The sequence below is a fragment of the Stenotrophomonas sp. SrG genome (assembly GCF_050031795.1).
Lineage (GTDB): Bacteria > Pseudomonadota > Gammaproteobacteria > Xanthomonadales > Xanthomonadaceae > Stenotrophomonas > Stenotrophomonas rhizophila_A.
In genome coordinates, this window is the sequence record NZ_JBNBBE010000194.1 from 1 (window position 1) to 281 (window position 281).

1 pseudogene is annotated in these 281 nt (G+C 63.3%); it reads left to right on the forward strand.

From position 1 onward, the window contains the following. Positions 1-51: 51 nt before the first annotated feature. Positions 52-281 (forward strand): annotated as a pseudogene (locus tag ACQG3P_RS19505) (arsenate reductase (glutaredoxin)); the annotation flags it as partial.

Here is a 281-nt window from a genome sequence, read left to right on the forward strand (position 1 = left end):
GACCTTCGCTGCTGCCGGCGTCGTCGAAACCGTTCTTGATGAGGTGGGCACATGAAGGCCGTCTTCTACCACAACCCGAAATGCGGCACCTCGCGCAACACGCTGGCGTTGATCCGGCATGCGGGGATCGACCCGGAGGTGATCGAGTACCTGGTTGATCCGCCAAGCCGTGCGCGCCTGGTCGACCTGATCAATGCCGCCGGCGTTAACGGACGCGGCGCCATCCGCAAGAAAGAGAAGCGCTACCTGGACTTCGGGCTGGACGACGTTGCGCTCAGCGA